Genomic DNA, 26,081 nt, shown 5'->3' with positions numbered 1-26,081 from the left:
TCAGCTCGCCCGGGCAGCCGCGACGTCGTCGAGCTCGGCGAGCAACGCCCGGAGGGAGATGCAGTCCCGTGCGATGCGCTCGACCTGATACTCCGTGGTGTAGCCGTACCCGCCGTGCAGTTGGATCGCATCGAAGGTCGCGCCCACTGCCGCACGAGTCGCCCGACGGGCGACGTCCGGCGCTCGCCCCAGCAGAGGATCGCGGGCGCACCCCCACAGGGCGGAGGCCGCGTCGTCCAGGTCGGCTTCGCGACCGCGCAAGGCCGCCGCCAGGACCGGGACGTCGATGAGAACCTGCCCGAAGGCGCGACGCTGTTCGAGGTAGCGGGCGGTCTCCTTCAACGCATGCCGCGCGGCGCCGATTGCGGCGGCGCCGGCCGCGAGAGCGAGCCGACGGTGCTCGGCCGGGAAGTCGCAGCCGGTCTGAACGCCCGATCGCAGTCCGCGGAGCCCGGTCCGTGCGCGGGCCGTTCCGGTGGTCGCTGCCGGGGCCACCACGAGCAGCGCCACCGCGGCACTGCCTGCGCCCAAGGCCTCGACGACTCGCAGCACATCGGGCAGATCGGCGTCGTCGTCGCCCAACCCGACAATGCCGATCTCCCGCATGGTGTCGACGATGCTCGCGGGTACCTCGTCGGTCGCGTCGATGAGTGCGGCCGCCGGGTAGAGCTGCCGCGCCGCGAAAGCGTCGACGGTCTGGAGCAGCAGGTCGGTCATCGCCAGAACTTCTTCTCGTCCGGTGTACGCCGCTCGGCGAACGAGGCTGACATCTCGCGCGCCTCCTCCGTGCAGAGGTACTGCGTCAGCAGGAGGTCGTGCGCCATCCGTGCCTGGCCCACGACACCGGTGTGGCGTCCGGAGAACGCGGCCTTCAGGCCCGCCAGGGCCTGCGGACCTCGGGCGAGCAGTTCGGCGACCACGGCGTCGACCCGGCCGCTCAGCTCGGCGGCGGGGACGACCTCGTTGACCAGGCCCATGTCGAGCGCCTGCTGCGCCGAGTACTTGCGGTTCAGGAACCACATCTCCTTGGCGCGCTTCCGCCCGACGGTCTCCTCGAGGTACGCCGTGCCGTAGCCGGCGTCGAAGCTGCCGACGGACGGCCCGACCTGGCGGAAGACCGCGTTGTCCGCGGCGATGCTGAGGTCGCACACCGTGTGCAGGACGTTGCCCCCGCCGACGGCGAAGCCGTTGACGGCGGCGACGATCGGCTTGGGCACCGAGTCGATCAGCTCGTACACGTCGACGATCGGCATGACGTTGCCGTAGTCATAGGTGTCGAACGGGTCGTGCTCACCGCCGATGCAGAAGAACTTCTCGCCCGCACCGGTCAGGACGGCTACCCGCAGGTCGCGGCTCGCGCGGAAGGCGCGAAAGACGTCGGCCAGCTCGACGGCCGTCCGGACCCGGAACTTGTTACCGGCCTCGGGACGGTTGATCGTGACGCGCAGCGTCGGGCCGTCGGTGGCGACGATGAGGTCCTCGTAGCCCTCGCTCACCGGTCTGTCCCGACGACGAGACCTGCACCGGTCCTGTTGCCCAGGTGTCCGGCATCGACGAGCTCGCGGAGCAGCGGCGGCGGGGCGAATCGCTGTTCCCGCGTCGCCGCGTACACGTTCTCCGTCGCCTGGAGCAGGACGTCGAGACCGATCCGGTCGGCGAGCTGCAGCGGTCCGATCGGATAGCCGAGCCCGAGTTGAACCGCCGTCTGGATGTCCTCGGCCGACGCCAACCCGTCGTCGTAATCCGCGATTGCCTGGTTCAGATAGGGGAACAGCAGGTGATCCACCAGCAGGCCCGGTTGGTCGCGGACCATCAGCGGATGGCTGCCGAGAGTCTCGACCAGCCCGCGCAGAGCCTCCATAGTGGCGTCCGATGCCAGTCGGGGGCGCACCACCTCGACGACCCGCAGCTTCTTCGGCGGAGGAAAGAAGTGAAGTCCCGCGAATCGCTCCGGCCGCGGGACGTTGGTCGCGAGGCGGGTGATCGACAGGCTGGACGAGTGGGTGGCGATCAGGCAGTCGGGACCGACGTGCCGGCCGATCTCGCTCAGGGCTTGCGCCTTGCTCGGCTCGTCGGAGGGGAGCGCCTCGATGACGATGTCCGCGGCGGCCACCGCGCTCAGGTCCGGTACTCGGTCCGGGCCGACGGAGATCACGGTGTACCCGGCCTCTGCACACAGCTCGGCGATCCCCGTTCCCAGGACGCCGCTGCCCACGACACCGATGGTCTGCACGTTCGTGTCCCCCTCAGGCACCGAAGGCCAACTTCTTGTCGTAGGAGTAGAAGCCGCGACCTGTCTTCCGGCCGAGTTCACCGGCGGCGATCATCTGGCTCACCAAAGGCGGTGGCGCGAACCGCGGATCGTGCAGCTGGTCGAACAGGCTCATCGACACGGCGTAATGGATGTCGAGCCCCACCGTGTCGAGCAGCGTGAACGGGCCCATCGGGTAGCCGAGGGCTTTCGTCACCGCCGCGTCGATGGTCTCGACGTCGGCCCGGCCCGCTTCGAGGGCGCGGATGCAGTCGTTCTCGAACGGGACAAGGAACCGGTTCACGATGAATCCCGGGACGTCCTTCGCCATCACCACGGACTTCCGGATCGAACCCAGGAATTCGACGGTGCGGGCGACGGCGTCGTCGCTGCTCTGCCGCGCCGGTACGACCTCGACGAGTTTCATCAACGGTGCCGGGTTGCAGTAGTGCGTGCCGACGACCCGGCCCGGGAGCCGCGAACCGGCGGCGATGGCAGTGACCGAGAGCGTCGAGGTGTTCGAGTGGAACAAGGTGTCTGGTCGGCAGATGTCGTCGAGCTGTGCGAACAGCGCCTGCTTGACCGGGACGTCCTCGAACACGGCCTCGATCACCACGTCGGCGTCCGACGCATCCTTCATCGTCGTGCTGTACCGCACGCGGTCGCGGGCCGCGGTCCCCTCGTCGGCGCTCAGCTTTCCGAGCGAGATGCTGCGATCGAGGAATCGGGCGACGTGTTCCTCCCCGAGCGCGACGCGTGGCTCGTCGACGTCGATGAGGCAGATGTCGTGCCCGCCGAGCACCGTGGTGATGGCGATGCCCGAGCCCATGGTCCCGGCTCCGATGACAGCCACGTTCATCCGCGGTCTTCCCTTCCTCCTGAGGTGGAACTGCCGGACGAGGCTGCGCGTGTGCGCGTGTGGGTGTCTCGTGCGATCAGCAGTTGCTGGATCTGGTTGGTCCCGTCGTAGATCCGGGTGACGAGGGCGTCCCGCAGCAGCCGTTCCGCCTCGAAGCCGCACCGGTCGCCGTCGCCGCCCATCAGGTCGACGACGCGGTCGCACACCGAGACAGCGAGCTCGGTGAGCGACAACTTCGCCATCGAGACCTCGGCGACCTCGCTGCCGTCGCCGGTGTCGACCAGGCGGGCCGTCGCCAGCAGCAGGAGTCGACCGGCGAGGACCTGCGCCCGCAACGTGGCCAGTTCGGCCTGCACCGGCTGACCCTGCGGGGATCGCGGGTCGAGCAGCCCACGCTCGTCGGCCCACCCCACGGCGGCGCGGAGCGCTCCCGTCGCCAGCCCGAGACCTTGCCCGGCGGCGCTGATCCTGGTCTTGACGACGGAGGACATGGCGATCGGGAACCCGGCTCCGACCTCACCGAGGACGGCCGACGCCGGCACTCGGCAGTCCTCGAACGCCAACTCCACGGTGGATGAGCCGTGCATGCCCATCTTGGACATCGGTCGACTCGCGGTGACGCCGCCTCGCTCCGGCTCGACGAGGAAGGCGGTCACTCCCCGCCGGCCGAGGCTGCGGTCGACGGTCGCGAACACGACGATCACCCCGGCCACGTCCCCGGAGGTGATGAACGTCTTGGCCCCGTTGATGAGGTAGCCGTCGCCGTCGGGCCGGGCTGACGTGCGCAAGCTGGCCACGTCCGAACCTCCGGACGGTTCAGAGATTGCGATCGCGCCGTAGATGTCCCCGCTGCACAGGGCCGGAACGAAGCGGTCGCGCTGCTCCTGGTTCCCCCAGCGCAGAATGGGCCACGCGGTGTGCATCTGGGTCATGTACACGAGCGAGGTGGCCCCGCACACCGCGGTGATCTCCTCCATCGCGATCGCGTAGGCCGCGGTCGAGCACCCGTTGCCGCCGTCGGACTTCGCGACCGGCAGGGCGCCGAGACCGGCGTCGACCAGAGCGCGGTACTGGGAGTGCGGGAAGGCGCCGGTTCGGTCGGCGTCGAGCACGTACGGACGCACGTGCTCGGCGAGGACCCGCCGGACCCGCTGACGCACCTCGAGTTCCTCGGTCGTGCAGGAGAGGTCGCTGGTGCGCTCGTCGAGGACCGCGGGGTCGACGCCGCTCACTTCGCGGACCTCTCGCGGAACGCCCGGATACCGGCCTGGCCGGCGTCCGAGGAGATGGCGATCGCGCCGAGTCCCGCCTCGTTCGCCAGCGGCAGGGTCGGTGTCGACCCGACGACGGCGGCGAGGACAGCCCGCGTCGCGTCGGCGCCGGCGCGGGTGAGCTCGTGCACCAACGTGTCGACGGTGTCGGCGAGAGCCTCGGGCTCGACCGGCGCAGCGGCGAGCACTCCGGCCTCCCACATCTGTTGGGCCGTCAGCTTGGCGCCGGTCAGCATGACCTGAAGAGCCAGTCGACGACCGACAGCCTCCGTCAGCCGTTGCGTTCCGCCGTAACCGGGGATGAGACCGAGGGTGGCCTCCGGCAGCCCGAAGCGGGCTCGTTGCGTGGCGACCATCAGGTGGCACGACAGCGCGAGCTCGAAGCCGCCCCCGAGCGCGTAGCCGTCGACCGCAGCGACGACCGGCTTCGGTGCGGACTCGATGCGCCGGAACAACCGATGGCCGCGTGAGAGCACCGCGAGGGCAGCTGCGCTGTCCAGCCCCGTGAGCTCGTCGAGATCCGCGCCGGCGGAGAACGCGCGATCGCCCGCTCCGACGAGGACCACGACCCGCACCGCCGGATCGGCGAGCGCGCGCTCGAGTCCGGCCTCGAGCTCGTCCAGCAGTTGCGCGTTCAGGGCGTTCAACGACGCCGGTCGGTTGAGCGTCAGCCACGTCGACGAGCCGACGCCGGCGGTCCGAACGAGGGGTTCGCCGTGCTCTGTCACGCGGGCGTCTCCGGGCTGATCGACTTCAGCACCTCCTCGGTGTGCTCGCCCAACATCGGAGCGGCACGCCGCGGTGCCCGATTCGGGTTCGAACGCAGTCGCCACGGTGCACCCACGACCGTGTGGGGGCCGGCGACAGGGTGGTCCTGCTCCACGAGTGCACCACGGGCGATGAGTTGTGGATCCTTCACGACCTCGCTCGCGCTCTGCACCATCGCCGCCGGGACGCCGTTGGCGGCCAGTCGCTCCAGCCACTCGTCCGCGGAGCCGTGGCGGAGCAGTTCACTCAAGGCCTCGGCGATCTCGTCGCGTGCGGCCTGCCGTCCCGCGGTCGTGGCGAAGCGGCGGTCGGTGAGCAGTTCGGTTCCGCCGATGGCGGTGCACAACCGCCGCCACATGGCGTCGTTGCCCGCAGCCACCACGATCTTGCGGTCGGCCGTGGCGAAGGCCTGATAGGGCGTGAGGACGGAGTCGGTGGCGTTGCAGGGCTCCGGTTCGTCGCCGCCGGCGAGAAACGACGCCATCCGTGGTGCCATCAGCAGGAGTGCGGACTCCAGCAACGAGACGTCAATGACTTCACCAGTCCCTGAGCTCCGTTGGCGGACGAGGGCAGCAGCCACCGAAAAGGCGGCCACCAGGCCCGCGACGACGTCCGTCACAGCCGTGCTCATGCGCTGAGGTGAATCGGCGGACGGGCCGGTGACGCTCATCATGCCGGAACGAGCCTGGGCAATCAGGTCGTAACCCGGGAGCGCGGCGTGGGGCCCGTCCAGGCCGAACCCGGAGAGCGTGCAGAAGATGAGGCCCGGGAACCGCTCCGCGATGTCGTCCGGGTCGAGCCCGAGGCGCGCGAGCTTTGCCGGGTTCACGCTGACCAGTAGGGCGTTGGCGGTCTCGAGGAGCGAGAAGAGCGTGGCACGGTCGGCCTCGAGGTGCAGGTCGAGGCAGATGCTGCGTTTGTTGCGGTTCACGGACAGGAACCACGTCGACTCGCCTTCGAGGAAGGGCGGCCCCCAGGCTCGGGTGTCGTCGCCCCGCGGCGTCTCGACCTTGATGACGTCTGCGCCCATGTCCGCCAGCAGCATCGCGGCGGTCGGCCCCGCGTAGGACGTCGTGAGGTCGATGACGCGGATGCCGTCCAGGGGCAGCGGACTCCCCGGAGTCTCACCGGTGGGCTCCGGCATGGCCACTCACCCCTCTTTCGGTGCGCGGCGGACGCGGCGACCAAATCTAAGTGTTGGACATTTAGTGTGGCAGACTGAGAGCAGACAATCAATCCGCGGCAGCATTTGCATTTGTCGGACCGGCACCGGTCCGGCGCCGGCCGAGGCTCGGGGCGGCTGTCGACGAATGCCGGACCCGGCGCGGGGGTAGAGGAATTCCATCGCCGTGCCAGTCGGGCGCGCCCGCGTGTCTAGGCTAAAGTGAGACTTCAAAAGTCGGACTTACTACGATGGCGAGCCCCGAAAGGAGCCTTCTGTGGCGACGGAGGAGCGGCTCGCTGGCACCCCGACCGACCAGGCGTTCTCGGTGATGGCGGTGCAGCGGCCGCGGCAGCAGGTGGAGACCCAGATTCGCGAAGCGATTCGCTCAGGGGTCCTCGGCCCGGGTCACAAGCTGCCCAGCGAGATGGCTCTGGCGCAGGATTTCGGGGTGTCTCGCACGACGGTGCGCGAGGCGTTGCGCACGTTGGTCGCGGACGGACTGGTCCAGAAGGTTCCGGGGGCCGGCGGCGGCAGCTTCGTGCGCAGCCTCAACCACGAGTCCTTCAGCGAGGAACTGGGCCAGGATCTGGAGAACCTGCTCCGGGTCGGCTCGTTCGGCTACCAGGAAGCCAGCCAGGTTCGGCGCTTCCTCGAGGTTCCGGCCGCGCGCCTGGCTGCCCAGAACCGCACGGAGGAGCATCTGGTGACGCTGCGCCAGATCATTGCCGAGGAGAAGTCGATCTCCCACGACGATCCGGCCGTGCCCGACCTGGACGTCCGATTCCATTCGGCGATCAGCGAGGCTTCGGGCAACCGGGTGGTCGCTGCCTTCGTCAGCGCGCTGCACCAGGTGGCGCAACCGGTCGACCACCTCCACCTCGACGCCGAGGTGGGTCGTCGTACCGTTCGCCAGCACGTGGCGATCGTCCGCGCCATCGAGAACGGCGACCCCAAGGCCGCGGAGCAAGCCATGTTGACCCATCTGGACTACTTGGAGAAGCACCAGATTCTCTGACGCGCCATCAGGCAAAAGTCCGACAGTTGACTGGTTAGCGAAGTACGTACTACGGTCCCCTCGAGTTGCCGACGAGGAACGAGGGATCCCGTGAACAACCACGCAGGCAGGACGATCATCGTCACCGGAGCGGGTTCCGGGATCGGTCGGGCGACCGCGATTCGGCTCGCCGGCGAGGGGGCGACCGTCCACTGTGTCGATGTCGCGAACGTCGACACCACGGCCAAGGAGGACCCCGGGCCCGGTGCGCTGATCGCCCACACGATGGATGCCTCCGACGAGACGGCCTGGACGGCCCTCGTCGAGGAGATCACCGGCTCGGGCGGCCGGATCGACTCGCTGGCGCTCGTCCACGGCGTCCTCGCCCAGGTGCTCGACACCGTGGTCGGTCAGAACCGTGAGCAGTTCGAGCGTGTCCTGACCATCAACCTCACCGCGGACTGGATCGCGATGAAGGCCGTGCTGCCGACGATGATCGCGCAGGGTGGCGGTTCGTGCGTCCTGGTCACCTCGGGTGCTGCGGTCGGTGGTATCAAGGGCCTGGCCGCCTACGCCTCGAGCAAGGGCGGCGTGATCAGCCTGGTCAAGCAAGCGGCGATCGAGTACGCGCGGCAGAACATCCGGGTGAACGCGGTCGCCCCCGGCATCGTGGAAACCCCGATGCTGGCCGGCGCCGATTCCTTCCTCAACCCGGTGCGTGACCAGACCCCGATGGGCCGACTCGGCCGGCCCGACGAGATCGCCGCCGGGATCTCCTTCCTTGCCTCGGACGACGCGGGCTTCATCACCGGCCAGGTGCTGGGGATCGACGGGGGCCTGCTCTCGCAGGGCGCCTACACCTGAGCCGGCCTTCCATGCTGCTGCAGGAGCAGGACGGCGCGGTGCTGATCCTGACTCTGAACCGTCCCGAGGTGCACAACGCCATCTCCGTCGACGTGGCCGAGGCCATTGCGACTGCCGTGGAAGCGGCCGGTGATGACGAGTCGGTCAACGTCGTGGTCATCCGCGGCTCTGGCAAGTCGTTCAGCGCCGGTTACGACATGGGCACCGGAAGCTACGGAACGCGGAGCCTCGACGACAACGTCGAGCATCTGCAGGGGCTGTCGAATCGGTGGGCGCGGGTGCTCCTGTCGCCGCTGCCGGTGATCGCCCAGGTGCACGGGTACTGCCTCGCCGGCGGCACCGACCTCGCCGGGCACTGTGATCTGGTTCTGGTCGCTGACGACGCAAAGATCGGCTTCCCGGCCGTCCGTTCCATGGGCGTTGCGCTGACCCAGATGTGGATCTACCACGTCGGTCCCCAGTGGGCGAAGCGACTGTTGCTGACCGGTGACTCCATGACCGGCCGCATGGCCGCGGAGATCGGATTCGCACTGCAGTCCGTGCCGGCGGCAGAGTTGGAGGCCGAGACGATGCGCCTGGCGCACCACATGGCGTTGGTGGCGAGGGACATGCTGATCGCCAACAAGCGGGTCATCAACCACGGACTCGATCTGATGGGCCGGGAGGAACTCCAGGCCTTCGCCGCGCGGGCGGACGCGATCGCCCACGGGAGCCCGGCGGCGCAAGCGTTCGCCGAGCACGCACGGACCGATGGGCTGCGGGCGGCACTGCGCCATCGCGATGAACCCTTCGGGTCCGATCTGCTGGACGTCGGACCATGAGCGTGGACGTGTTCGCCCGGTTCCCAGGAGCCGTGGTGACGGACGAGGCCGAAGAGGAGTTCCGCGGCCGCATCCGGGACCATCTCGCCACCGACCCGGCGCCGCCGTTCGACCGCAACGACCCGGATGCCTCGCTCCCTCCGACCCTGGCCTGGCACGGTCGGCTGGCAGCGGCGGGATATGCCTTACCGGTCAGCCCACCTGAGTACGGCGGCCGGTTGCGCTCCCTGGGCGAGCAACTCGTCCAGGTCGAGGAGATGGCCGCCGTCGGGGCGAACTCGTCCGTGAACCTCGTCGGTGTCGCAATGCTCACGCCGCTGCTGTTGGCCCTCGGCACCGAGGAGCAGAAGCAGACGTGGTTGCCCCCGGTCGCGCGCGGTGAGCACCTCTGGTGTCAATTGTTCAGCGAGCCCGAGGCCGGCTCGGACCTGTTCGGCATGCGCACCACGGCCGTCCCGGACGGCGACGTACTCGTGGTCAACGGTCAGAAGATCTGGAGCAGTACCGCGGACCACGCCGACTTCGGCCTGATGTTGGCGCGAACCGAACCCGGGTCGACCGGTCGCCGGGGCATCGGCTGCTTCGTGGTCGACATGCGGTCGCCCGGTGTCACGGTGCGACCGATCCGTCAACTGGGCGGGCCGGCTGAGTTCGCCGAGGTCTTCTTCGACGACGTCCGGGTGCCACGAGGCAATGTCGTCGGTGAGCTCGGTGACGGCGCGCTGGCCGCGCTACGGGTTCTGGCCTCCGAACGCAGTGGGCTGTCGATGGCCTCCTACGCCGGTCTGGCCGCGCAGTTCGAGGATCTCGTCCGTCTGGCCCCGCCGGGCGGAGGGCGTTACCGCGCGGAGCTCCTCGCCCTGTGGGAGGCACTGGCCGTTCAGCGTCTCGGGGCGATCCGGCAGGCGAGCGCCCCACCGGGCGACGAACCTCCGCTGGGCGCTGCCGCCGCGGGCAAGCTCGCGGTGGGCACGATCAATGTGCAGTTCAACGAACTCCGGGCGCGGCTCCTGGGACCGCGCGCCTTCGCCTTCCCGGATGACGATCGGGACGTCGCAGCGATCAGCGAACGGATCGTCAGTTCTCTCGCCTTGAGCCTGGGCGGCGGCACCCATCAGATGCAGCGCAACGCGATCGCCGAGGGCCTGTTGGGCATGCCCCGCGGCTAGGAAGGATCTGCCATGCAGCTCAGCGACATCCTCCACGGCTCGGCGCTCAAGCGCCCGGACCACCCTGCGCTGGTAAGCGCCGGGGTGCAGTACACCTACGCGGAGCTCTCCGGTCGAGTGCGCCGCCTCGCCGCCGCCGTCGCGGCGACGACGTCTCCGGGCGATCGTGTCGCGATCGTCGCCGACAACTGCGTCGAGTACTTCGACTGCCTCTACGGCGTACCCGAGGGTCGGGCGATCCTCACTCTGGTGAACCAACGGCTGACCGCCTACGAGGTCGACGGGATCCTGCGCGACGCCGAACCGCGCGTCCTCGTGGTCGGGGCCGAGCACGCTGAGCGGCTCAGTGACATCCGGTCGCGGGTGTCATCGATCGAACGCGTGGTCGTCCTGGGGAAGGCCGACCCGCCGGCGGGCCTGACCCCGTACGACGAGTTCCTGGCCCTCGGTTCCTCCGCGGCGGACTCCGCGGGGTCGTCCGGCCCCGGGGCCGGTGACCCGGAGCGCGACGCCGAGACGGCGTGGCTGATCTACACCTCCGGAACGACCGGGGCGCCGAAGGGCGCGATGCTGACCCACCGCAGCCTCGTCAGCGCGATGCTGAACGTCATGCTCGAGTGGCATCCGAGTCGGGACGACCGGCAGCTGTTCAGCTTCCCGCTGTCCCACGTCGCCGCCGTGATGACCCTTCAGTATCACCTGCGGCAGGCGACCGTGTACCTCACGGCCGGCTTCGAGCCCGGTGCGTTCCTCGCGGCGATCGCGGAGCACCGCATCACGCACACGGGTCTGGCACCGACGATGTTGAACATGGTGCTGGCGCACCCCACGATCGAGACCGCCGACTTGAGCTCACTGCGGATGATTGCCTACGGCGCCTCCTCGATGCCGCCCGACCTGTTGCGCCGGAGCATGGAGCGCTTCGACGTGGACTTCGTCCAGAACTTCGGCCAGACCGAGGTGTCCGGCAACGTCCTCGTGCTCGGTCCGGAGGAGCACCGCCGGGCCGCCGACGGCGAGCCACACCTGCTGGCCGCGCTGGGCCGGAACGAATGCCTGGCCGCCGTCCGGCTCGTCGACGACGAGTTGAACGACGTACCGGTGGGGGAGATCGGCGAGATCGTCGTACGCGGTGATCAGGTGATGGCGGGTTACTGGCGGAATCCGGAAGCTTCCGCCGAGGTGCTCGCCGGCGGCTGGCTGCGGACCGGCGACCTTGCGCGGATGGATGACGAGGGGTTGTTCTACATCGTCGATCGCAAGAAGGACATGGTGGTCACCGGCGGGGAGAACGTCTATCCGCGAGAGGTCGAGATCGTGATCTCGGCTCTGCCGGGCGTGAGCGAGGTCGCCGTTTTCGGGGTGCCCGACGAGACCTGGGGGGAGCGGGTGACCGCCGCCGTCGTCGCTCGGGCCGACGCGCAGGTGGACGCCGCGGCCGTTCTCGACCACTGCCGGGGTCGGCTCGCGGGGTTCAAGATCCCCAAGGAGGTGCGGATCGTGGGCGAGCTGCCCAAGAACGCCTCGATGAAGGTGCTCAAGCGCGTGCTGCGGGAGCAGACCGCGCAATCATAAATGTCAGACAGTTGACTGTCGGACTGTTCTCGAGTTGAATCGGCCCGTCGACAGCCCCCGCGGATCGTCGGAAGGACGTCACCGTGACCAACGTTTCAGACGCGACCCGCTCGCTGTTCCACCAGACGCCGGGTGAGCCGTACGAATATCTGAAGGACCTGCGGGAGAACTGCCCGGTCTACTTCGACCCGATCCTGCAGGGGCAGTTCATCACGCGCTACCAGGACGTGTACGAGGTCATGTTCAATGCCAAGCGGTTCCGCCTGCAGGCGCGTCCCGGCGAGGCGTACGACGAGCACCAGTCCAAGGACCGCGTCGTCACCTTCCGGAAGCTGCTGAACTTCAAGACGGTCACGCCGTTCCTCGACACCATCATCCGACCGGAACTGCACCGTCTGATGGACCGTCTCGTCGCGGCCGGCGAGGTGGGCAAGGCGGAGCTGTACCGCGACCTCGCCGACCCGTTCCCGGCCAACGTGATCGGTCTGCTCTTCGGGATGGAGCACGACGATCTCCCGGACCTGGTGCGCTACCGCAACGCCCGCGCTGCCTTCTTCAACGCGCCGTCGGACGACTTCTCCGCTCTCGAGGAGGCGCAGAAGTGGCAGGCCAAGGTCGACGAGCGCATGCGCGAGGTCATCGCCGCACAGCGCCGGTCGCCCAAGGAGAACCTGCTCCAGTTCCTCATGACGGTTGAGGAGGACGGGAAGCTGCTGTCCGAGGAGGACCTGATTCAGGTCACGGTTCGCGACATCCTCATGGCCGGCAGCGAGACGGCTACCCGCAGCATCGCGAACGCGGCGTACCGGATGCTCACTCTTCCCGGTGTGTACGAGCGTCTGCTGAACGACCGTACGCTGATCCCCGACTTCCTTGAGGAGTCGCTGCGGTACGACCCGCCGGTGCACATCTTCTGGCGGGCGGCCAACGACGACGACGAGATCTCGGGCTGCCCCATCTCCAAGGACGCCCAGCTGTACACGTCGATCGCCTCGGCCAACCGCGACCCCGAGATGTTCGCCGACCCGGACACCTTCGACATCGCTCGGGCGGGCGGGAAGCACGTGAGCTTCAGCGTCGGCCCGCACCTGTGTCCCGGAGCCTGGGTCGGGCGGAACGAGCTGAAGCTCGCGGTGGAGGCCTTGCTCGACCGGTTGCCGAATCTCCGTCTGGACACCGACGAGGAGCCACCGCAGCTGACGGAGGTCATCCTTCGCAACTGGGTGCCCCTGCACGTCCGCTACGACGCCTGACCGGCGACGGCTCGACGACATCGGTATGAGCGGCGGTGTGCGTTCCGAGGTCCGCGGCGGCGTGGCGACCCTGACTCTCGACGAACCGGACAACCGGAACGCCCTGAGTGAGTCCCTCGTCAACGGTCTCGGCGACGGCCTTGCGCGCGCGTGCGCGGACGAGTCCGTGCGGGTGATCGTTCTGACCAACACCGGGTCCACCTTCTGCGCGGGGGCCGACCTTCGGGGCGGGGGTGGTGCTCCCCGCTGGAGCCCGACCGAGATCTACCAGTTGATCCTCGACGCGCCGAAGCCCGTCGTGGGCCGGATCGCCGGACACTGCCTCGGTGGTGGCGTGGGTCTGGCCGCCGCCTGCGACATCTCGGTGGTCAGTGCGGAAGCCCGCTTCGGCTTCAGCGAGGTGCGCCTCGGGGTGGCCCCCGCCATCATCTCGGTAATCGTCCTGCCGAAGCTGGGACGCGCGGTCGCGGCTGAACTGATGCTGACCGGCCGCCGTATCGGCGGCGCGGAGGCGGCGTCAACGGGGTTGGTGAACCGCGCGGTTCCCATGGATCAACTCGACGCGGAGGTGGCGGGCCTGCTCGCCGAACTCCTCGCCGGGGGACCGCAGGCACAGATGCAGATCAAGACGTTGATTCGACGGGTGCCACAGCTCGAACGGGACGCCGCCTTCGCAGAGATGACCGTGCTGTCCCGGCAGATGTTCGGATCCGCGGAGGCCGCGGAAGGCGTAGCCGCATTCCGCGACCGTCGCCCGGCCGCGTGGGCGGCGGAAGGGGAGAACCGTGCGGCTCGCGTTCACGCCTGAGCAGTCGGACCTCCGTGCCGCCGTCCGGGAACTGTGCCGGGATCACGCAGCCGACACCGACCTGCGCCGGGTGGCCGACCTACCGGGCGGCTTCGACCCGAAGGTGTACGACCAGGTTGCCGGCATGGGGCTGCTCGGACTGGCGGTTCCCGAGTTCTTCGGCGGAGCAGGCTGCGGCTGGGTCGAGGTAGGGGTCGTCCTGGAGGAGTTCGGGCGAGCCTTGTTGCCGGTGCCGTACTTCTCGAGCGCGGTGCTGGCGGTGGCCGCCCTCCTGGCCTGCGACGACCCTGGGGCACACGCCGACTACCTGCCGAGGATCGTGGACGGCTCTCTCCTCGCCACCGTCGGTCTCACCGGCACGACCGCCACGTGGGAGGGCGCGGGCGTGACGGTGACGGCTCGGCCGGGGGACCGCGACTGGATTCTCCATGGCGAGATGTCCTACGTCTGTGACGGCGCCGGCGCAGACCTGCTCCTCGTGTTCGCCCGCTCTCCCGAGGGCGGCGGCCTGTTCGCCGTGGACGCACCGGCGTCCGGGATCCGACGCGAGGCGTTGCAGGTCGTCGACCTCACCCGCCCGCAGGCGCACATCGTCCTCGATGACGTGCCGGCGCGCCTGATCGGTCAGATCTCCCCGAGTTGGAGGCCGTTCGCGCGGGTCCTCGACATCGCGGCGACGGCTTTGGCAGCGGAGAGCCTCGGCGGTGCGCAGCGGACGTTGGAGATGGCGGTCGACCACGCAAAGATCCGCAAGCAGTTCGGCCGTCCGATCGGGTCGTTCCAGGCGATCAAGCACCTGTGTGCCGACGTGCTGGTCCGGGTCGAGTCGGCGCGGAGCGCCGCGTACTACGCGCTGCACGCAACCGGGGTCGGAGGCGAGGTCGGCGCCACGGCGGCGAGCCTGGCCAAGGCTCACTGCGGCGATGCATTCCTGTACGCCGCGGAGCAGAACGTCCTCGTCCACGGCGCCATCGGTCTCTCGTGGGAGCACAGTGCGCAGCTGTACCTGAAGCGTGCGAAGACCACCGCCGTGATGTTCGGGGACGCCACCCACCATCGCGAGCAGTTGGCCCAGCGGATCGGACTCTGACGTGGTGGCAACAACGGCGCAGGGTGCGGATGGGTGCCCGTCCGCGATCCGGCAGGCCGTGGCGGTGCTTGCTCAGGGCGGGATGGTCGTCGTTGCCGACGAGCACGACCGGGAGAACGAGGCCGACCTGATCATGGCGGCGTCGGCCATCACCGTCGAGCAGATGACGTTCTTCCTGCGTCACGGCAGCGGCATCGTCTGCACTCCGATGGCCGACCGGCGGGCGGACGAACTCGACCTACCGTTGATGGTGGCCGCCAGCACGGACAACCATGGCACCGCGTTCACGGTGACGGTGGATCACATCGGCACGGGGACGGGCATCTCCGCGGCCGATCGGGTGAGAACGGTCCGGGCGCTGGCCGACCCGGCGACCTCGCCGGCCGAGCTGCGGCGTCCCGGCCACATCTTTCCCCTTCGCGCCCGGCCCGGCGGAGTGCTGAAACGCGCAGGGCACACCGAAGCGGCGGTCGACCTGCTGGCGCTGGCCGGGGCCGGTGAGGTGGCCGTGATCACCGAGCTGGTCGGTGACGACGGGGTCCCCATGGCGGGAGTGCAGGCTCGGGAGTTTGCCGAGCGCCACGGGTTGACCTTCGTGCACGTCGACGACCTCGTCCGGGAACGACGGCGCAACGCGGGCTTGATCGCGCGGACCGGCCGTGCGCAACTGCCGGTCGGCGGGAACCGGTTCGTCGCCACCACCTATCGCAGCGCGGCCGACGGCATCGAGCACATCGCCCTGACGCTGGGCGATCTGGCCGTCGCGGACGCCGATCCGCGGGGAGCGCTCGTCCGGGTCCACAGTGAGTGCCTGACGGGGGACGTGTTCGGCTCGGGTCGCTGTGACTGCGGTGAGCAGTTGCAGCAGGCACTCGATCTGATCGCGGCCGAAGGCGCCGGGGTCGTGATCTACCTCCGTGGCCATGAAGGCCGCGGGATCGGTCTCGGGCACAAACTCCAGGCCTACGCGCTGCAGGAACGTGGCTACGACACGTTGGACGCCAACATCGCACTCGGGCTCCCGGTCGACTCCCGCGAGTACGGCATCGGCGCTGCCATGCTCGCCGATCTCGGCGTCCACCGGATCCGACTGATCTCGAACAATCCGCAGAAGTACGGCGGCCTGGCGGGATTCGATCTCGAACTCGTCGACCGCGTGTCCACCCGGCCGGTCGTGACGGCCGACAACATCAGGTACCTGCGGACCAAGCGCGACCGGATGGGTCACTCGCTGGATCTCGGCACGGACCCGACCTGCTCACGGCCGACGGCTCACTGACTGCTCGGGTCCGCCAGCTGGTCGATCGCCTGAGCGCGCAACTCGTGCTTCTGAATCTTCAGGGTGGCGGAGCTGCGCGGGAAATCCTCGACCACCAGGAAATGATCCGGCACCTTGTAGCCGGCCATCCCGCTGCGGGCAAAGGCGTGCACGTCCGCTTCGTCGATCGTGCACCCGGGCGACGGGATCAGGAACGCGACGCCGGTCTCCGACTTGATCGGGTGGGGGATCCCGACGATCGCTGCTTCGGCAATGCTCGGGTGCCGGACCAGGAACGCCTCGACCTCGGCCGGGTAGACGTTGAACCCGCTGGTCTTGTACATGTCCTTCGACCGGCCGAGGATCGTGAGATTGCCGGCCTCGTCGAGAGATCCGATGTCGCCGGTGCTCCACCAGCCGTCGTCACGCATCGACGGGTCCCGGTCCATACCCAGGTAACCGGCATGCACGCCGAAGCCGCCGATCAGGATGTCACCAGGCCGGCCCACGGCCACCTCGGCGCCGGTCTCGCCGTCCACCAGGCGCACCTGCACATCGGGCATAGCCTTCCCGGTCGTGCCGATGCGCACCTCGATCGGGTCGTCCCAACGGGCCTGGCTGATCAGAGCCGTGGACTCGGTCATCCCGTAGGCCTGGGTCAGGCCGGTGATCGTCAGCTCGGACTCGAGGGCCTCGCTGAGTTCGGGTGCGATCACCCCGCCCGCGATGCACCCCTTCGTCAGGGTGCTCACGTCGTGGGTGCCGCCGGCGCTGCGGTACTCGCTGACCAGCATCGTGTAGTGCGTCGGAACACCGAAGATCGCGGTGACGCCGCGGTCGGAGATGGCGTCGAGCACCACCTTCGGCTCGAAGTCCCGCTCCAGGTCCAGCCGGGCACCGTGGGTGAACGTGTTCAGGAATGCGTTCACCGCGCCGAAGGTGTGCGACATCGGCAGGAAGCAGAGGAGCCGGTCGTCGTCGGTGAATCCCATCCGGACACCGCTGTTGAAGGCGTTCTTCAGCGCGGGCCCCTGGCGGGTCATGCTGCCCTTGGACAGCCCCGTCGTGCCGGAGGTGTAGATGACGTACAGCGTGTCCTGCGGCGTCAAGCCGCTGGCCGCGGCGGTCACCTCGTCGTCGGCCGGCTGAGTTGCCGTCAGATCAGCCCAATCGGTGTTGATCGCGACGGTCCACTCCAATGCGGAACTGTCTCCGAGTTCGGCGGCGAAGTCCCCGTCCGGCGCGAACTCGGTGATCATCCCGCGCGAGCCGGACCGGGCCACCAGGGCGCCCACCTCCCGGGATCGGAAGCGGGAGTTGGTGAGGACGTTGACCACTCCGAGTCGCGCCAGGGCCAGCGCGCTGACCACCCACTCGATCCCGTTGGGGAGCCATGTGGTGACCCGGTCGCCCCGGCGCAGCCCGCGGCGAGCCAGCGCGGTCGCCACGCTGCCGGACCGGGCCCAGAGCTCGGCGTAGGTGTGGTCGACGCCGTCGACGCGGAGATAGGGCAGGTCGGGGTGCGCCCGGGTGTGGGCCGCGAGCACCTCGCCCAGGGTCATGCCCAGCAGCTCGTCGGACGGTACGCCCAGGGCCGCTCCTCGGCTCATGTCTCCTCCTCCAGGACGACCAGCACCTCGCCGGTGTTGACCTGATCACCGGTCTTCACCCGGACCGCAGCCACGACCGCCGCGGCGGTCGCCCGGATGGTGTGCTCCATCTTCATCGCCTCCAGCACGACGAGCGGGTCGCCGGCGGCCACCTGTGCCCCCTCGGTCGCCAGGACCCGCACGGCCGTGCCGGGCATCGGGGCGACCAGCGAGCCGGCCTCTATCTGGTCCTGCGGGTCGGCGAAGCGGCTGCGCAGAGCGAGCGGCAGGACGCCTTCCGGCCCGCTGACGTAGATCCGCGATTGCTCGAACTCCACGGTGAGGCGTCGTCGGATCTCGTCGAGGGTGATCTCGCTCCCCGCGGGGGTGCTCCGGTGCACCTCGAGCTCGAGTGGCTCGGAGTCCAGCGCGATCTCGAACCCCCGGCGCAACGGGCGGATCTCCACGGAGACCGCGGTACCGGCGTCCACCAGCTCGAGCTGTTGCGGCTGCGACGGTGTCGAGCGGAAGCCGGCCGGGACGCTGCTGAGCACCCGCGCCTCGGCGCGGCTGCGCTCCAGCACGGCGAGGCCGGCGGCGGCGAGATAAGCGGGGCGAGCCCGGTCGAGCGGCGCGCGCCCCTGCCGGGAGAGGCGGACGGGGTCGTGTTCTTCGAGGAAGCCGGTGGTGGTGGCGCCGGCACGGTAGTCGGCGTCGCGCAGCACGCCGACGAGCAGGTCCCGGTTCGAGGTCACGCCGTCGATGCAGGCGTGCTGAAGGGCACTGGCCAGCGCGGCCGCCGCCTCGCCGCGGGTCGGGGCGTGCACAATCACCTTGGCAAGCATCGAGTCGTAGTGGATCGAGACCTCGGATCCCGACCCGACCCCGGTGTCCACGCGGAGGCCCGGCCGCTCCGGAACGGCGAATCGGATCAGGTGCCCGGAGGCCGGCAGGAAGCCGGCTTCGACGTCCTCGGCATTGAGCCGGGCCTCGATCGCGTGACCGGTGGTGGTCAGGTCCCACAGGTCCTCCGGGAGCCGCTCGCCGGCGGCCACCAGCAACTGCAGGCGCACCAGGTCCAGACCGGTGGTGAGCTCGGTGACCGGATGCTCAACCTGGAGCCGGGTGTTCATCTCGAGGAAGTAGTAGCGGCCGTCGGCGTCGAGCAGGAACTCGACGGTCCCGGCGCCGACGTAGTCGATCGCCTTGGCTGCGGCCACCGCGGCCGCGCCCATGTTCTGTCGTAGTTCGGTGTCGACGGCCGGGGACGGGGCCTCCTCCAGCACCTTCTGGTAGCGCCGCTGGACCGAGCACTCCCGCTCGCCGAGGTGGACGACCTGACCGTACTGATCGCCGAACACCTGGATCTCGACATGCCGGGCGCCGACGAGGTAGCGCTCCAGGAACACGGTGTCGTCGCCGAACGCGCCGCTCGCCTCCCGGCGGCAGGCCGCAACGTCGTCGGCCAGCGTGGACGGGTCGTGGACGATCCGCATCGCCTTGCCGCCCCCACCCGCGCTGGCCTTCACCAGCAGCGGGTAGCCGACGCGCTCGGCCGCGGCGATCAACTCGCTCGGGTCGCCCACGTCGTCGTTGAGGTAGGCGGAGGGGAGCAACGGAACGCCGGCGTCGGCCATGGTGCGCTTGGCCTCGGTCTTGGAACCCATCGAGGCGATCGCGGCGGGGGAGGGGCCGATGAACGTGATGCCCGCGTCGGCGCAGCGTTGCGCGAACGTGGCGTTCTCGGCCAGGAAGCCGTAGCCGGGATGCAGGGCGTCGGCGCCCATCCGTCGCGCGGCCGCGATCACCAGGTCGATGTCGAGGTAGGTCTCGGCCGCGGTGGCACCGGGCAGCCGAACCGCGAGGTCGGCCTCGCGGACGTGCAGCGCGTCGGCGTCCGGGTCCGAGTACACGGCCCCCACCCCGACGCCCAACTCCCGGCACGTCCGGGCGATGCGGCGCGCGATCTCGCCCCGGTTGGCGATCAGAACGAACTGAAACACATGGACTCCGACGAGAGGCGACTGGCAGCATAATGTCGGACAATGGTTGAATTGCCAAGAACCGGACCGCGCAACGACCGATCGGGGAGCCATGCAGCGTCTCAGGAGCACCGTCGACCCCCGATCGCGCAGTTACGCCGCCAATCGGCAGGTGGTCGAGCACGCGCTCAAAGAACTGCAGGGGCACCTGGACGGCGCTCTCGGTGGTGGGGGACCGAAGTACGTGGAACGGCACCGGGCCCGCGGGCGCATGCTGCCCCGCGAGCGCATCGAACTCCTGGTCGACCTGGGCAGTCCGCTGGTCGAGCTGTCACCGTTGGCGGCGGCGGGCACCTCGTTCCCGACCGGGGCGAGTGTGGTCACCGCGATCGGCGTCGTCTCCGGGGCCGAGTGCGTGATCATCGCCAATGACCCGACCGTGCGCGGCGGCGCGATCAACCCGATCTCGGTCACCAAGATCCTGCGCGCGATGGACATCTGCCGGGAGAACCGGTTGCCGCTGATCTTCCTGGTGGAGTCCGGTGGTGCCGACCTCCCCAGCCAGGGGGAGTTCTATCTGCGCGGCGGCAATCAGTTCCGGCACCTCACGCAGATGTCCGCGGCCGGCGTCCCGAGCATCGCCCTCGTCTTCGGCAACGCGACCGCGGGCGGCGCCTACGTGCCGGGGATGAGTGACTACACGATCCTGATCAAGGGTCAGAGCAAGGTGTTCCTCGGTGGCCCGCCGCTGGTCAAGATGGCCACCGGTGAGGATTCTGACGACGAGACGCTGGGCGGGGCGGAGATGCACGCCCGGACCTCCGGCGTCTGCGACTACCTGGCCGTCGACGAGATGGACGGCATTCGCATCGCGCGCGACATCGTGGCTCACCTCGGCTGGCGCAAGCTCGGGCCGGCTCCCGGCCCGGTCACCGAACCGCTGGAGGACCCCGAGGAGCTCCTGGGTATCGCCTCGGCCGATCCGAAGGTGCCGTTCGACGTGCGCGAGGTACTGGCGCGGGTCGTCGACGGCAGCGAGTTCGACGAGTTCAAGTCGAACTACGGACCGGCCCTGATCTGCGGATGGGCGCGGATCCACGGCTACCTGGTCGGCATCCTGGCCAATCAGGCGGGCGTGCTGTTCTCCGAGGAGGCGGAGAAGGCGGCTCAGTTCATCCAGTTGGCGAACCAGATGGACCAGCCGCTGATCTTCCTCCACAACTGCACGGGGTTCATCGTCGGTGCCGAGTACGAGCGCAAAGGCATCGTGAAGGACGGCGCCAAGATGATCAACGCGGTGGCGAACAGCACGGTGCCGCACATCGCCCTCATGGCGGGTGCGTCCTACGGGGCGGGCAACTACGGCATGTCCGGCCGGCCGTACAACCCCCGCTTCGCCTTCTCCTGGCCGACCGCCCGGGTCGCCGTGATGGGCGGGCCCCAGCTCGCCGGGGTGTTGTCGATCGTCGCCCGGCAGTCGGCGGCCTCGCAGGGCAAGCCGTTCGACGAAGCGGCCGACGAGCAGATGAAGCAAACCATCGAGGCGCAGATCGAGAACGAGTCCACCGCGATCTGGAACACCGCGCGGATCTACGACGACGGGATCATCGACCCCCGCGACACCCGGCACGTCCTGGGCGTTGCACTGTCGGCGACCCACTCGGCCGAGGTGAAGGGCGCACCGGGCTACGGCGTCTTCCGGATGTAGCCCGGGCTCGCGTCGGCCGGCCCCGCGCTGAGCTCGCTCGCTCAGCCCGCAACCGCGCCCGACGCGATCAGCCCGCGGATCGCGTTGTCGTCGAAACCTGCCTCGGCGAGGACCCGGACGGTGTCCTGACCGGGTCGCGGCGGCGCCGACGGCACGCCCGGCCGCGAACGGCTGAACCGTGGGGCCGGGGCCGGCAGCGTCCGGTCGCCGACCGCGATCATTCCCTCGCGCGCGGCCGTGTGCGGGTAGTCGGCCACCTCGCGCGGTGCCAGGACCGGCGTCACGCAGGACTCGGTGCCGTCGAAGACTGAGCACCACTGGGCGCGGGTGCGGCACCGGAAGATGTCGGCGAAGAGCTTCTTCAGCTCCGGCCAGGCCGATCGGTCCTCCTGGTCGGGCAGGGTCGCCGGGTCGAGCTCCAGCAACCGGAGCAGTTCGGCGTAGAACTGCGGCTCGATCGCGCCGACGGCCATGTAGAGCCCGTCGGACGTCTCGTACACGTCGTAGTAGGGGGCAGCGGTGTCGATGTAGTTGCTGGACCGCTCGTCCGACCACAGGCCGACGTGGCGCTGGTCGTGCAGGAAGCTGAGCAGCAGTGCGGTGCCGTCGACCATCGCGGCGTCCACCACCTGCCCGATCCCGGAGGTGTTCCGCTCCTGCAACGCGGCCAGTACCCCGAGCGCGAGCAGCATGCCGCCGCCACCGAAGTCACCGAGCAGGTTGAGCGGCGGCACCGGTGGCTCACCGTCGCGGCCGATGGGCTGGAGCGCGCCGGCGATCGCGATGTAGTTGATGTCGTGCCCGGCGACCTTGGCCAGCGGCCCGTCCTGGCCCCAGCCGGTCATGCGTCCGTAGACGAGAGCGGGATTGCGCGTCTGGCAGGTCTCCGGTCCGATTCCGAGCCGCTCGGCCACCCCGGGCCGGAACCCCTCCAGCACAACGTCGGCGTGCTCGATCAGACGGAGCACGGTCTCCGCTCCCTGAGGGTGTTTCAGATCGACCGCGATCGAGCGGCGCCCCCGGCGAAGCACGTCCATCGGTTCGTCCGTGCCGACCCAGGCCGCCCGGTCGACCGAGATGACGTCGGCGCCGAGATCAGCCAGCACCATCGCGGCGAACGGTGCCGGTCCGAGACCGGCGATCTCCACGACTCGAATCCCTGCGAGTGGTCCCGGCATGAGGTCTCCTGTTAAGGTCGGACAGTCGTCGTGGATGTATATCATTGGACCGAATCGGTCGGGCAGTGTGAGAAGGGCAGCGCATGGACTTCATGCTCAGCGACGAGCAGCGGATGCTGCAGGACGCCGTTCGCGGCTTCGTCCGCAAGGAGTGCCCGCCGGAGGAGATCGCTGCCTGCTCGAAGGCGGGGGAGCACCGCGAGGACGTCTGGCAGAAGTTCGCCGGTGCGGGGTGGCTCGGGATCGGGATCGACCCGGAGTACGGCGGCTCCGGAGGTGATCTGCTCGACACGGTGCTCGTGGTGGAGGCGGCGTCCGCCGCCGGCGACGTGATCGGCCCGCTGTTCCCGACCATGTGCTTCGGCGGTCACCTGCTTGCGTCGGCCGGGTCCGAGGCGCAGAAGAAGGTGCTGCTCCCCGAGCTCGTCGCCGGGCGGCGGCGGTTTGCGCTCTCGCTCACCGAACCCGGTGGTGGGACGGACGTGCTCGGCGCCATGCGGACGACGGCGACCCGGGACGGAGAGGACTGGGTGATCGAGGGCGGCAAGATCTTCACCTCGGCCGCCCGATCGGCCCACCACCTCATCGTGGCCGCTCGTACCAGCGCGCCTCGCGACGGCAAGAAGGCCTACGGAGTCACGCTGTTCCTGGTCGACACCGACGCTGCCGGTGTCGCCATCGACCCGATCGAGGTGCTGTCCGGCGAGGACACCAACATCGTCAGCTACGACGGCGTGCGGGTGGGCGGCGACGCCGTGATCGGTGAGGTCGACCGCGGGTTCTACCAGCTCATCGGGATGCTCAACCATGAGCGCATCGGCACCGCTGCGCTCTGCCTCGGGTGGGCGCAGGCGGCGTTGGACGAGGTGCTCGTCTACGCCGGGCAGCGTGACGCGTTCGGCGGCACGATCGATCGCTTTCAGTCGGTGCAGCACTCGGTCGCCCGCATGCACCTTCTGATCGAGCAGGCGCGGCTGATGGTCTACCGCGCCGCCTGGATGCAGAGCCAGGGCCTCGAGTGCGGGCCGGAGGCGACCGCCGCGAAGGCGGTCGCCGCCGAGAACTGCTTCACCGCGTGCGATCTCGGCATGCAGGTGATGGGCGGCATCGGATACACCCTGGAGTGCGGGGTCAACCGGAACTGGCGGAAGACCCGGCTCTACCGGTTGGCCCCCATCGCCAACGAGATGGCGCTCAACTTCGTCGCCGAGTCGTTGGGCATGCCGCGGAGCTTCTGACCTCGGCAGCGGGCTCAGCCGGCCGCACCGCCCTTGGCGTACATCTCGGCGATCAACGTCTGGTTGAAGTAGAACGGCTCGATCCGATGGAGCTTGCCGTTCCGCGACCAGTAGGACTCCATGACCGGCATCGTCACGCTCTCCCCCGTGGCCCGCAGGGTGAACTTCGTGACTACACGGCTCGCGGCCCGTTCCTCTCCCGCCTGGAAGAGCTCGTAGTCGACGACTTCGACCTCGAAACGCTCGAGCATCATCCCGGCGAAGGTCTGAAACCCCAGGTGTCCGTGGTGGGTGCCCTTCCACGGCACGGCGTCGGAGTAGGTCAGTTCCAGTTCCGGATCAAGAGCTCCGAGAGCCTTCGCGAGATCCCCGGCCGCGAATCCGTCGAGCAACTGCTGGGCCGCCTGAACTGCGCTCATGTGCTTGTCTCCTTCTGGTGCGAGGTGGATGGGCTGACAAAGCTGGCGGGTGAGTCGTTCCGCTTCGGCGGCTCGTGCAGGGCGGTGCGCCGCAGCAGCCAGTCGGCCGAGTCGAGCGCGAGGATGTCCACCTCTTCGTCTGCGCAACGCAGACACGGCGCGACGACGGTGCCGAGGAGCTTCACCGCGTCGGTCCGGTCCGAGCGGGGAACGTCGGCCAGGTCGAACACCACCGTCGTGGCTTCCGCGGCCCCGCGGATCTTGCGGATCCGGTGCAGTTCGGCCGCGTCGGGAACCGGTGTGCCGGCCGGCCACTCCAGAAAGACCAGTGATCCGACCCGGGACGAGGACCGGCCGGTCGCCGGGTCGGCGGCGTCCACCAGCCAGGTGGGGATCTCCGGCTGGACCGGCGACGGGGTGACCGGCAGGAAGCGCTCAGGCCGAGCGGCGTCGTCGAGCGGCCAGGCCGTCCAGGCGCCGAGCACCGAGTCGAGGTCGCGGGTGAGGGACGGATCCGGGTCCGGGCCTTGCCGGACGAGCAGTTCGAGTCGGCCGTGGGACAGCACATCGAGCACCCCGAGGTCCTCGGCGACCCGCAACGGCGGTGCCGAGCCCCGCAGGTCGAGGACGACGGCGATGCGCGGGTACCGGGTTCGCGCCGCGGCCGCCGCGGCCGCCGTCACCACGTAGGTGTCGTCGCCGTTGGGACGCCCGGCGCGGACGTTGCCGACCACGAGCAGGTCGACGTTGTGCGCTTCGGCCAGCACGGCGAGTTCGACGATCTCGGCCGCGTCCGCCCCGGTGGCGCTGATCCCCGTCCGTGGTCCGCTCACCGGGTCACCCGGCCCAGTTGCGGCAGCACCCGGTCGGCGATCAGGTGGAGGCACCGGCGCAGGGCGTCACCGCTGACGCCGTCGAAGCGCACCCGCAGCGCGATGGTGTCGGCTCCGGCGGCGATCAGCCGGCTGAGCCGATCGACCACCTCGTCCGGCGAGCCGAACAGCGCCTGACGGCCCATCTGTTCGGCGAGTTCGTCCCGTCGGGCGCGCTGTGGGACCGGGTCGTCGACCCAGAAGTTCGAGTAGTGCCGCCACATCTCGATCAGTCGTCCACGCGCCCATTCGACCGTCGCCGGGTCGGTGTCGACCCAGCACTCGCGCATCACCCCGAGGCGCCGTGGGGGACCTGGTGTCGCGGCGGGCGCCTGTGCCAGGGCCGCCGTCCACTCCTCGCGCAGTGCCGCCACCCGTCGGCTGGTGACCGTGGGCATCAGCAGCACCGACGCCCCGAACCGGCCCGCCCGAGCGACGCCGCCGGACACCCCGGTGCCGACCCACAGGTCGGTCGGCCCCGTCCGCTCCACCAGATCCGGACCCCGCAGTTGCGCCAGCCGTTCGTCGGTGAGAGCGGCCCGGTCGGACAGCGCGACCCCGGCGGCGGCGAACTCGACCGGGCGGTACCCAATTCCGACCGCCAGCCGGAATCGCCCCGGAGCGAGGGAGTTCAGCGCGGCGCACCCCTCCGCCACGCGCGGTGCCGGATGGAGCGGCAGGACCAGCACCCCGGACGCGATCCGCAGGGTGCTCGTGGCGCTGAGCAGCCCGGCGGCCGCCGGGAAGAGCGACGGGCAGTACCCGTCGTAGGACATGTGGTGCTCGCCCAGCCACAACGTGTCGAAGCCGAGCTCCTCGACCAGCTGAGCCTCCTGGCCGGCTTCGTCGTAGACCCGGGAGCGCGGGATCGGGCGCATGTAGGTGGACTGCATGCTCCAGAAACCCAGCCCGATCTCCAGCGGGGCGCGGTTGCCGGTCGACGTCACGA

General features: G+C 69.5%; 24 protein-coding genes. 11 read left to right on the top strand and 13 right to left on the bottom strand.

The genetic code is table 11. From position 1 onward, the window contains the following. From ABD401_RS14380 to ABD401_RS14350, 7 genes are read right to left on the bottom strand one after another with little or no spacing between them, the layout of a single operon-like run. A complete protein-coding gene (locus tag ABD401_RS14380) occupies positions 1-717 on the bottom strand; it encodes an acyl-CoA dehydrogenase family protein (protein WP_344605866.1) in 717 nt (238 codons plus the stop codon). Further along, positions 714-1,496, bottom strand: coding sequence for an enoyl-CoA hydratase-related protein (locus ABD401_RS14375; RefSeq protein ID WP_344605864.1), 783 nt, complete (start codon positions 1,494-1,496; stop codon positions 714-716). Before ABD401_RS14375 ends, ABD401_RS14380 begins: the two co-directional genes overlap by 4 nt. After that, positions 1,493-2,254 carry a 3-hydroxyacyl-CoA dehydrogenase family protein gene (locus ABD401_RS14370; RefSeq protein WP_344605862.1) on the bottom strand — a complete coding sequence of 254 codons (762 nt, stop codon included), beginning with the start codon at positions 2,252-2,254 and terminating at the stop codon, positions 1,493-1,495. Before ABD401_RS14370 ends, ABD401_RS14375 begins: the two co-directional genes overlap by 4 nt. Continuing rightward, a complete protein-coding gene (locus ABD401_RS14365) occupies positions 2,247-3,110 on the bottom strand; it encodes a 3-hydroxyacyl-CoA dehydrogenase family protein (protein ID WP_344605860.1) in 864 nt (287 codons plus the stop codon). The genes ABD401_RS14370 and ABD401_RS14365 overlap by 8 nt, the downstream gene beginning before the upstream one ends. Then, positions 3,107-4,342 (bottom strand): acyl-CoA dehydrogenase family protein, encoded by a 1,236-nt coding sequence (locus tag ABD401_RS14360; protein ID WP_344605858.1) that lies wholly within the window; start codon positions 4,340-4,342, stop codon positions 3,107-3,109. Before ABD401_RS14360 ends, ABD401_RS14365 begins: the two co-directional genes overlap by 4 nt. Then, the gene (locus ABD401_RS14355) at positions 4,339-5,109 is read right to left on the bottom strand and encodes an enoyl-CoA hydratase/isomerase family protein (RefSeq protein WP_344605856.1); all 771 of its coding nucleotides are present in this window, start codon (positions 5,107-5,109) and stop codon (positions 4,339-4,341) included. Before ABD401_RS14355 ends, ABD401_RS14360 begins: the two co-directional genes overlap by 4 nt. Beyond that, positions 5,106-6,293, bottom strand: a complete 1,188-nt coding sequence (locus ABD401_RS14350) for a CaiB/BaiF CoA transferase family protein (protein ID WP_344605854.1) — start codon at positions 6,291-6,293, stop codon at positions 5,106-5,108. Before ABD401_RS14350 ends, ABD401_RS14355 begins: the two co-directional genes overlap by 4 nt. Positions 6,294-6,588: 295 nt before the next feature. Between ABD401_RS14350 and ABD401_RS14345 the strand changes: the two genes are divergently transcribed. From ABD401_RS14345 to ribB, 9 genes are all read left to right on the top strand, one after another. Continuing rightward, positions 6,589-7,329 (top strand): FadR/GntR family transcriptional regulator, encoded by a 741-nt coding sequence (locus tag ABD401_RS14345; protein ID WP_344605852.1) that lies wholly within the window; start codon positions 6,589-6,591, stop codon positions 7,327-7,329. A 90-nt stretch (positions 7,330-7,419) separates the two neighbouring features. Next, positions 7,420-8,172, top strand: a complete 753-nt coding sequence (locus ABD401_RS14340; protein ID WP_344605850.1) for an SDR family NAD(P)-dependent oxidoreductase — start codon at positions 7,420-7,422, stop codon at positions 8,170-8,172. 11 nt (positions 8,173-8,183) lie between these two features. Continuing rightward, positions 8,184-8,993, top strand: coding sequence for an enoyl-CoA hydratase-related protein (locus ABD401_RS14335; protein ID WP_344605848.1), 810 nt, complete (start codon positions 8,184-8,186; stop codon positions 8,991-8,993). Further along, positions 8,990-10,162 (top strand): acyl-CoA dehydrogenase family protein, encoded by a 1,173-nt coding sequence (locus tag ABD401_RS14330; RefSeq protein WP_344605846.1) that lies wholly within the window; start codon positions 8,990-8,992, stop codon positions 10,160-10,162. The genes ABD401_RS14335 and ABD401_RS14330 overlap by 4 nt, the downstream gene beginning before the upstream one ends. Before the next feature lie 12 nt (positions 10,163-10,174). After that, positions 10,175-11,737: an AMP-binding protein gene (locus ABD401_RS14325; protein ID WP_344605844.1), complete on the top strand. Its 1,563-nt coding sequence runs from the start codon at positions 10,175-10,177 to the stop codon at positions 11,735-11,737. 83 nt (positions 11,738-11,820) lie between these two features. Next, complete coding sequence (locus ABD401_RS14320; protein WP_344605842.1) at positions 11,821-12,990, top strand: cytochrome P450; 1,170 nt, start codon at positions 11,821-11,823, stop codon at positions 12,988-12,990. A 25-nt stretch (positions 12,991-13,015) separates the two neighbouring features. Further along, on the top strand, positions 13,016-13,798 hold the full coding sequence (locus ABD401_RS14315; RefSeq protein ID WP_344605840.1) for an enoyl-CoA hydratase-related protein: 783 nt from the start codon (positions 13,016-13,018) through the stop codon (positions 13,796-13,798). Further along, positions 13,776-14,888: an acyl-CoA dehydrogenase family protein gene (locus tag ABD401_RS14310; RefSeq protein ID WP_344605838.1), complete on the top strand. Its 1,113-nt coding sequence runs from the start codon at positions 13,776-13,778 to the stop codon at positions 14,886-14,888. The genes ABD401_RS14315 and ABD401_RS14310 overlap by 23 nt, the downstream gene beginning before the upstream one ends. A 58-nt stretch (positions 14,889-14,946) precedes the next feature. Next, complete coding sequence (ribB, locus tag ABD401_RS14305; protein ID WP_425566151.1) at positions 14,947-16,167, top strand: 3,4-dihydroxy-2-butanone-4-phosphate synthase; 1,221 nt, start codon at positions 14,947-14,949, stop codon at positions 16,165-16,167. Here the strand turns inward: ribB and ABD401_RS14300 are convergent. Beyond that, on the bottom strand, positions 16,161-17,756 hold the full coding sequence (locus ABD401_RS14300; protein ID WP_344605834.1) for a class I adenylate-forming enzyme family protein: 1,596 nt from the start codon (positions 17,754-17,756) through the stop codon (positions 16,161-16,163). The genes ribB and ABD401_RS14300 overlap by 7 nt on opposite strands. After that, positions 17,753-19,738 (bottom strand): ATP-binding protein, encoded by a 1,986-nt coding sequence (locus ABD401_RS14295; protein WP_344605832.1) that lies wholly within the window; start codon positions 19,736-19,738, stop codon positions 17,753-17,755. The genes ABD401_RS14300 and ABD401_RS14295 overlap by 4 nt, the downstream gene beginning before the upstream one ends. Before the next feature lie 91 nt (positions 19,739-19,829). Between ABD401_RS14295 and ABD401_RS14290 the strand changes: the two genes are divergently transcribed. Next, on the top strand, positions 19,830-21,425 hold the full coding sequence (locus ABD401_RS14290) for an acyl-CoA carboxylase subunit beta (RefSeq protein ID WP_344605830.1): 1,596 nt from the start codon (positions 19,830-19,832) through the stop codon (positions 21,423-21,425). A gap of 41 nt (positions 21,426-21,466) precedes the next feature. Here the strand turns inward: ABD401_RS14290 and ABD401_RS14285 are convergent, their stop codons facing one another. Beyond that, positions 21,467-22,603 carry a CaiB/BaiF CoA transferase family protein gene (locus tag ABD401_RS14285; RefSeq protein ID WP_344605828.1) on the bottom strand — a complete coding sequence of 379 codons (1,137 nt, stop codon included), beginning with the start codon at positions 22,601-22,603 and terminating at the stop codon, positions 21,467-21,469. An 83-nt stretch (positions 22,604-22,686) separates the two neighbouring features. On the opposite strand from ABD401_RS14285, the gene ABD401_RS14280 reads away from it, so the two are divergent. Beyond that, positions 22,687-23,841, top strand: a complete 1,155-nt coding sequence (locus tag ABD401_RS14280; protein ID WP_344605826.1) for an acyl-CoA dehydrogenase family protein — start codon at positions 22,687-22,689, stop codon at positions 23,839-23,841. A 14-nt stretch (positions 23,842-23,855) separates the two neighbouring features. On the opposite strand, the gene ABD401_RS14275 is transcribed toward ABD401_RS14280, so the two are convergent. From ABD401_RS14275 to ABD401_RS14265, 3 genes are read right to left on the bottom strand one after another with little or no spacing between them, the layout of a single operon-like run. Continuing rightward, complete coding sequence (locus ABD401_RS14275) at positions 23,856-24,260, bottom strand: nuclear transport factor 2 family protein (RefSeq protein ID WP_344605825.1); 405 nt, start codon at positions 24,258-24,260, stop codon at positions 23,856-23,858. Then, positions 24,257-25,093, bottom strand: coding sequence for an LLM class flavin-dependent oxidoreductase (locus ABD401_RS14270; RefSeq protein ID WP_344605823.1), 837 nt, complete (start codon positions 25,091-25,093; stop codon positions 24,257-24,259). Before ABD401_RS14270 ends, ABD401_RS14275 begins: the two co-directional genes overlap by 4 nt. Next, positions 25,090-26,079: an LLM class flavin-dependent oxidoreductase gene (locus ABD401_RS14265; protein ID WP_344605821.1), complete on the bottom strand. Its 990-nt coding sequence runs from the start codon at positions 26,077-26,079 to the stop codon at positions 25,090-25,092. Before ABD401_RS14265 ends, ABD401_RS14270 begins: the two co-directional genes overlap by 4 nt. Positions 26,080-26,081 lie beyond the last annotated feature (2 nt).

It is taken from the genome of Sporichthya brevicatena, from assembly GCF_039525035.1.
Classification (GTDB): Bacteria; Actinomycetota; Actinomycetes; order Sporichthyales; family Sporichthyaceae; genus Sporichthya; species Sporichthya brevicatena.
This window is presented reverse-complemented; position numbering and strand designations above follow the sequence as displayed.